General features: G+C 67.4%; 6 protein-coding genes and 1 tRNA gene. 3 read left to right on the top strand and 4 right to left on the bottom strand.

Annotation, left to right across the window (positions count from 1 at the left end; all coding sequences use genetic code 11):
- Both K933_RS12465 and K933_RS12460 read right to left on the bottom strand, forming a co-directional pair.
- Positions 1-1,079: hypothetical protein (locus K933_RS12465; protein WP_023395092.1), on the bottom strand; the 1,079-nt coding region annotated here is incomplete at its 3' end.
- Positions 1,080-1,149: 70 nt separating this feature from the next.
- A complete protein-coding gene (locus tag K933_RS12460) occupies positions 1,150-1,620 on the bottom strand; it encodes a 30S ribosomal protein S15 (RefSeq protein ID WP_023395091.1) in 471 nt (156 codons plus the stop codon).
- Between the two features lie 260 nt (positions 1,621-1,880).
- Between K933_RS12460 and K933_RS12455 the strand changes: the two genes are divergently transcribed.
- The 3 genes from K933_RS12455 to K933_RS12445 all read left to right on the top strand — a co-directional run bounded on the left by K933_RS12455 (position 1,881) and on the right by K933_RS12445 (position 3,509).
- The gene (locus K933_RS12455; RefSeq protein ID WP_023395090.1) at positions 1,881-2,156 is read left to right on the top strand and encodes an acylphosphatase; all 276 of its coding nucleotides are present in this window, start codon (positions 1,881-1,883) and stop codon (positions 2,154-2,156) included.
- Positions 2,157-2,253: 97 nt separating this feature from the next.
- Positions 2,254-2,325: transfer RNA gene (locus K933_RS12450), tRNA-Ala, on the top strand.
- A 257-nt stretch (positions 2,326-2,582) separates the two neighbouring features.
- Positions 2,583-3,509, top strand: a complete 927-nt coding sequence (locus K933_RS12445) for an HNH endonuclease (RefSeq protein ID WP_049947851.1) — start codon at positions 2,583-2,585, stop codon at positions 3,507-3,509.
- On the opposite strand, the gene K933_RS12440 is transcribed toward K933_RS12445, so the two are convergent.
- Both K933_RS12440 and K933_RS12435 read right to left on the bottom strand, forming a co-directional pair.
- Positions 3,506-4,525, bottom strand: coding sequence for a tyrosine-type recombinase/integrase (locus tag K933_RS12440; protein WP_080509276.1), 1,020 nt, complete (start codon positions 4,523-4,525; stop codon positions 3,506-3,508). The genes K933_RS12445 and K933_RS12440 overlap by 4 nt on opposite strands.
- Positions 4,526-4,920: 395 nt before the next feature.
- A partial coding sequence (locus K933_RS12435; protein WP_023395087.1) for an integrin alpha occupies positions 4,921-5,396 on the bottom strand: 476 nt, incomplete at its 5' end.

The raw sequence follows: 5,396 nt of genomic DNA, 5'->3' as shown, positions 1-5,396 counted from the left end.
TCGCGGTCGTCGCTCCCCTCGTCGTCCCCGCGGACGCGGGCGACGACGAGCGCGACGGGTTCGGGCGAGCGGAAGTCGCGCGCCAGCCGCGCGGCGGTCGCGAGCGACGGCACCGTCGCCGGGTCGGCGTCGACCCGGAGGACGAACGCGCCGTCGTACCGGGCGGTCGTCGGGTCGTCGAACACCGCGTGCGCCGCACGCGCGTGCGAGCGCCAGCAGTCGAGCGTGTCCGCGCGCGCCGTCTCGGAGCCGAGACACAGCGAGACCGCTAAACCGGGCCGTTCGCGCGCGACCGCGTCGAGCACGTCCGCGAACCCGCCGAGCGTCTCGAACGGGCCGGTCGGCGTCGCGTACGGCCGGAGCGCGCGCTCGACGGCGCCGACCGAACGCGCGGGCGCGCCGGTCGTGGCGTCGAGCGCGACCACCGACGCGAGGTCGCGCCGGTCGGCCTCGCCGGGGTCGGCCGGGTGGTCGAGTTCCGCGAGCAGCGCCCGCGCCGCCTCGGGGTCGCCCGAGATGGGGGCGCGGAACAGCGTCGAGAACGCTAGGCCGTCGCCCGGGTCCGCCGGCGCGAGCGCGACGCCCGGACGGCGCTCGACGCTCCCGCGGCGCTCGGCGGCTTCGAGCAGCGACCCCGAACCGTCGGCGCCGGGTATCGACCCCGCGGCGACGACGCCCGCCAGCCCGCAGAGCGGGTCGGGGTCGCCCCCGAGCGCGTCGACGGCCGCGGCCGCGACGGTCGAGACGGGGCGGCCCCCGCTCGGTACCGAGACCGCGTCGGGCGCGTCCCAGCCGAACGCGAGCGCCGTCTCGCCGTCCGTCGCGTCGTCGGCCGCGTCCTCCCTGTCGGTCGGGGAGTCGTCGGCTCCGGCCTCGTCGGCCGCGAGCGCGGCGTCCGCTCGGGTCGTACGCACGTGGAAGGGGACGCCGCGCTCGCGGAGACACCGGGCGACGAGCCCGGCGGCCGCGAGCGCGTCGCCCGTCGGGCGCGCACAGAGCCGGACGAACGCCGCCCCGCCCAGCGCCGTCGCTACCGCTTCGGCGAGCGCGGACGGGTCGGCGCGTCGTGCGGTCGACATCTGGTGGCTGGTGAGTCCGTGGGTTCGGCGTGGCGTCCGGCCGGGTCGGCGTGGGGCTACGGGGGTACGGTTACGCTCGGTCGAGGACGTCGACGGCGACGTCGTAGCTGTACGTGAACTCCTCGTCGAGTTCGTCGCCCTGGTAGTAGTTGACCAGTCGACGGATCTTCGACTCCGTGTTCTGGAGTGCGCGCTTGTTCTGTGCGTCCTGCTGGTTGTCGTCCATGTGCTCGCGCAGGCGGACCGCGCGCTCGAAGAGGTTCCGGAGGTCCTCGGGGACTTCCGGGTCGGCGTCGTTCTCCGCGAGGATCTCGGTGACCTTCTTGTCGGTCGCGAGCTTCACGTCGGGGACGGGCGTGCCTTTCACGCCTTCGTCGCGGAGCTTCATGCCGATCTGGCTGGGGTCGTGCCCCTGCTCCGCGAGTTCGACGACGCGGTCTTCGATATCGTCCGCGTCGACGTCACTCCACTCCGGGGGGTCGTCTGCCACCGGGTTGTCCGAACCGGACGAACCGCGGCGGCGGGTGTGCATTCGTGCCATCGTTCTGGTTGGAACGTGGGCCGCAGAAGCGAGCCGCCGCCGGCCGTACCGCCGCTGTGACGCCGTACGGCGTCCCGCGGCTGGCCGACGGGGGCACCTCCGCAATCCCGAAGCCTCGCGGGTGCGAGGCGAGTCAGATTTGCGGCCGTGCCGTTCCCGTCGCCACCGAGGGTGTCCGTCGGTTAATGGCTTTCCATCCCGTCCGACCCGCCGTCGGCCCGGCCGGTTTTCCGTGTCGCCCCACAGTTCCGTCACGACCGATGCCCGACACTCGCGCCCACGTCTTCGTCACCGGCGAGGTTCAGCACGTCCACTTCCGCGACAACACCCACGAGACCGCCCGCGCGCACGGCGTCGAGGGGTGGGTGCGAAACCTCGACGACGGGCGGGTCGAAGCCGTCTTCGAGGGGAGCGAGGGGGACGTCGAGACCCTGATCGACTGGTGTCGACGGGGACCGGTCGAGGCCGATGTCGACGGCGTGGTCGTCGAGGAGGGTGACCCGGAGGGCGACCTCGACGGGTTCGAGAAACACTGACTCGGGACGGGCCGCCGGCCCGCCTTCGGTCGGTCGCCGGCGGTCGGCCGAGTCGAAGGGCTTATTTACCGAACCGCGGTACGGGAGAGTGCAGCGCGGGCTCGTAGATCAGTGGTAGATCACTCCCTTGGCATGGGAGAGGCCCCGGGTTCAAATCCCGGCGAGTCCATAACCCTCTACGCATTACCCCTAATGAGCAGACGGTGGCGGGTCTTCTTAAGCCGCCGAACCGGATTCAGGGCGAGTTCCAGCGTGAAACCGGCAAGCGCGTCCGAGGCGATTTGAACCCGTTTCCGGTGGGACCTGCGAGCCATGCGTCGGTTTCGTGTAGTGAGTTAAACCTGTTGACATTAACAGCTCGTCTGCCTCGGCCTCCTCGGTCGAGAGCACGGGCAATTGATAACGCAGGAATCTGTCGAGCCACCCATGCGAATCCCTCCAGAGGGTGTTTCTATAGGCGACCACCTCTCGCAGGAAGAAATTGAGGAGGCGTTTGATACGGGATTCGGCTACCAAATTTCCGGTATCAACCCCCGACGCGACGAACGAGACCGCCGCTTCATCCTCGTCTTTGCGAACGAAGATGGGCCGTATGGGGACTCGGTAAAACAGGGACGATTCGAGTATATCGGTGAGGGTCTGACCGGCGACCAAAGCAAGAGTTCACCCGGGAACTCGTCACTTATCGACGCCATTTCGTCCAGCATCCCGGTTCACTTCTTTTACAAGGGTGATGGCCGGCCTCGATGGGAGTATCAAGGCCTTGTTGATGTTCTCCGTTACGAGTTTGAGGAGCGAGACGGGCGACAGGTCATCGTCTTCACGATGGAACATCGGTCAGAACTCCCGGCCTCCCCGGAACCAACCTCCGAGGAGGTCACTGCGGAGCGGACAGCACTCATGGAAGCCGTTGAATCCGAGCCGCAACTGTTGGACGATGAGGTGAAGTACACCCAAGTTCGTCGCCGAGCACGGGATTCAGCCTTTGCGGAGTTAGTCAAGGAGGCATACGACAGCACGTGCGCCGTGTGTGGGAGCAGTCGAGAAGCGCCGAACGGTTCCCCCGAGGTCGAAGCCGCTCACATCTATCCAAAGCAAAACCGAGGACGCGATGACGTGAGGAACGGACTCGCTCTCTGCCGGCTACACCACTGGGCCTTCGACGCGGGCTGGATTGCGTTCTCTGACGACCACGATGTTCTGGTGAGGCACGCGCCGGAGCGGGACGGGTACGACGAGTTCAAGCAACTGGAAGGGAGTTCGCTCAATCTGCCCGAAGACGAGGAATTAGCGCCTGATTCGCTGTTTCTCGAAAAACAACGGAAACTCAGCGGCTTCGAGGACTCTACTTAGCGGCTGTCGAAGAACTCCCGCTGGAGCCTCCGTTTGTCGTCCTCGGTCTGCACGTTGTAGTGTTCCCGGAGCACGTCGGGGGTCATATCCATCCTGTCGCTCGCCATCTCCTCGGGCATCCCGTCGTTGAGGTTCCGCGTAGCCGCTCCTCGCCGCAGCGTATGCGGCGACCGAGACGATGGACATTTCGAGGCCGTATTGTAGTCTCCGACCGCCTCGCACTCGTTTATCTCGCGGTCGTGAGGGCACTCGTTCGTGTAGTAGCACGGTCGCGTCACTGCGTAGACAGTGCGCTGGACCGTCGTCTTGTGTGGCCGTCCTTGCTCGGTTGTCAGCAACGGCTTCCGACCGTACTCGTCGGTTACGTCGTGCCGGTGGGTGTCGATGTAGTCCGCAATCACGTCGCGGAGCGAGTCCCGAATCGGGGGCTTCCGTTCGGACTTCCACTTGTTCTTGAGCGGCGTCCCCTCCTCGGGGCGGTGGACGAACTCGATGAACGGCCCATCTCGGCTCGTCTCGTGGAAGTCTCCGAGGTCGAGTGCCCGCACGCCGCCCGTCCTGCATCCGAGGTTCCAGATGAGGTGGAACAGGACGTGACGGAAACTCGCGTACTCGTACGTTTCGAGGTAGTCGAGAATCCGGTCCGCGCGCTCCTCGGACAGTGACTCGCTCCGCGACCGCTCGGATTTGTTCGCGGTCGGGACCGATAGACTGGCGGCGACCCCCTCGGGGACGCCTCCGATGCGCTCGCAGAACTTCAGAAAGATGCGGAAGGTTCGCATCTCGTGTTCGACCGTTGTCGCGGCAACCTGCTCAACGCGATGGCGCTTGTACGCTTGGGCTTTGCGTCGTGTCGTCGCGTTCATGTCGTCCAGTCCCTCGTCGTCACACCATTCGAGGAAACGGTTGAGACGGCATTTGTGCTCGTAGAGCGTGCTTTGCGTGACCTCGGGCTTTCTGTCGCTGAGGTACTGCTGTACTGCTTCTCGCGGTGAAATCGATTCGAGTCCGTGCATAGTTGATTTGTGAAACCGAAGCACGGCTTGGTGGGAACCTTGCGGTGCGGTGGCTCACCTTCGAGGGTAACAGGTGGCTTGGCTGGCGGTCGCGCCGAGCGGAGCGAGGCGCGAGAGGCCCCGTGGTTCAAATCCCGGCGAGTCCACTCGAAATACACTCTCTTCGCATTCGAGAGCGGCCGTCGGGTTCCGTCCTCATTCCACTCATATCTGGAGTTGAGTCGGCGTGACCACCACTCCGACTCGGCCGCGTACCCCACTCGCATCTGAACCGGCGGACAACATCGCTTGTGGAGTCTCCCGTACTAGGCTCGGGGCGGGGTCGGGAGCCGCTCCGATCGTGGCACCCGTTGGAACCTATCGGCGAAAACGGTCAGAACTGGAAGGGTAGTCCCTTACTCGCTCGAACAGCCGACGTACGCGACGTGGGCCGTCTGGGGCGTCTCGCCGAACGGCGCGCCGACCACCAGTCCGGTCGTCCCGTCGCCGCCGACGGCGGCGAACCCGGTGCTGCGGCCGACCCGGTCGCCCGCCGCCGCGCCGACCAGCGTCGCGGGGGCGTCCGCGAGCGCCCCCCCGTCGGCGCCGGTGACGACGTACGCCGCGCCGGCGTTGTCGCCGCCCTCGTCGTTGCGCGACGCGCCCACGAGCAGGTCGGGCGCCCCGTCACAGTCCACGTCGCCGACGCCCGTGACGGTCCGGCCGGCCTGCTCGCCGCCGCTGCCGGTGAACGCCGTCGCGTCCACGAGCGACCGCTCGCCGCCCGTCCCGGCTGCGCTCACCAGGTACGCCGCCCCGCCGGACGCGCCGGGCGCGCCGACGACTATCTCGCCCGCGCCGTCGCTGTCGACGTCGCCGGCTCCGTCGACCG

It is taken from the genome of Candidatus Halobonum tyrrellensis G22 (assembly GCF_000495475.1).
In the GTDB taxonomy this organism is placed as follows: domain Archaea; phylum Halobacteriota; class Halobacteria; order Halobacteriales; family Haloferacaceae; genus Halobonum; species Halobonum tyrrellense.
This window is presented reverse-complemented; position numbering and strand designations above follow the sequence as displayed.

Bases quoted from the DNA above. Each gene is read 5' to 3' on its own strand.
- K933_RS12460 (WP_023395091.1), bottom strand. From the start codon at position 1,620: ATGGCACGAATGCACACCCGCCGCCGCGGTTCGTCCGGTTCGGACAAC.
- K933_RS12455 (WP_023395090.1), top strand. From the start codon at position 1,881: ATGCCCGACACTCGCGCCCACGTCTTCGTCACCGGCGAGGTTCAGCAC.
- K933_RS12445 (WP_049947851.1), top strand. From the start codon at position 2,583: ATGCGAATCCCTCCAGAGGGTGTTTCTATAGGCGACCACCTCTCGCAG.
- K933_RS12440 (WP_080509276.1), bottom strand. From the start codon at position 4,525: ATGCACGGACTCGAATCGATTTCACCGCGAGAAGCAGTACAGCAGTAC.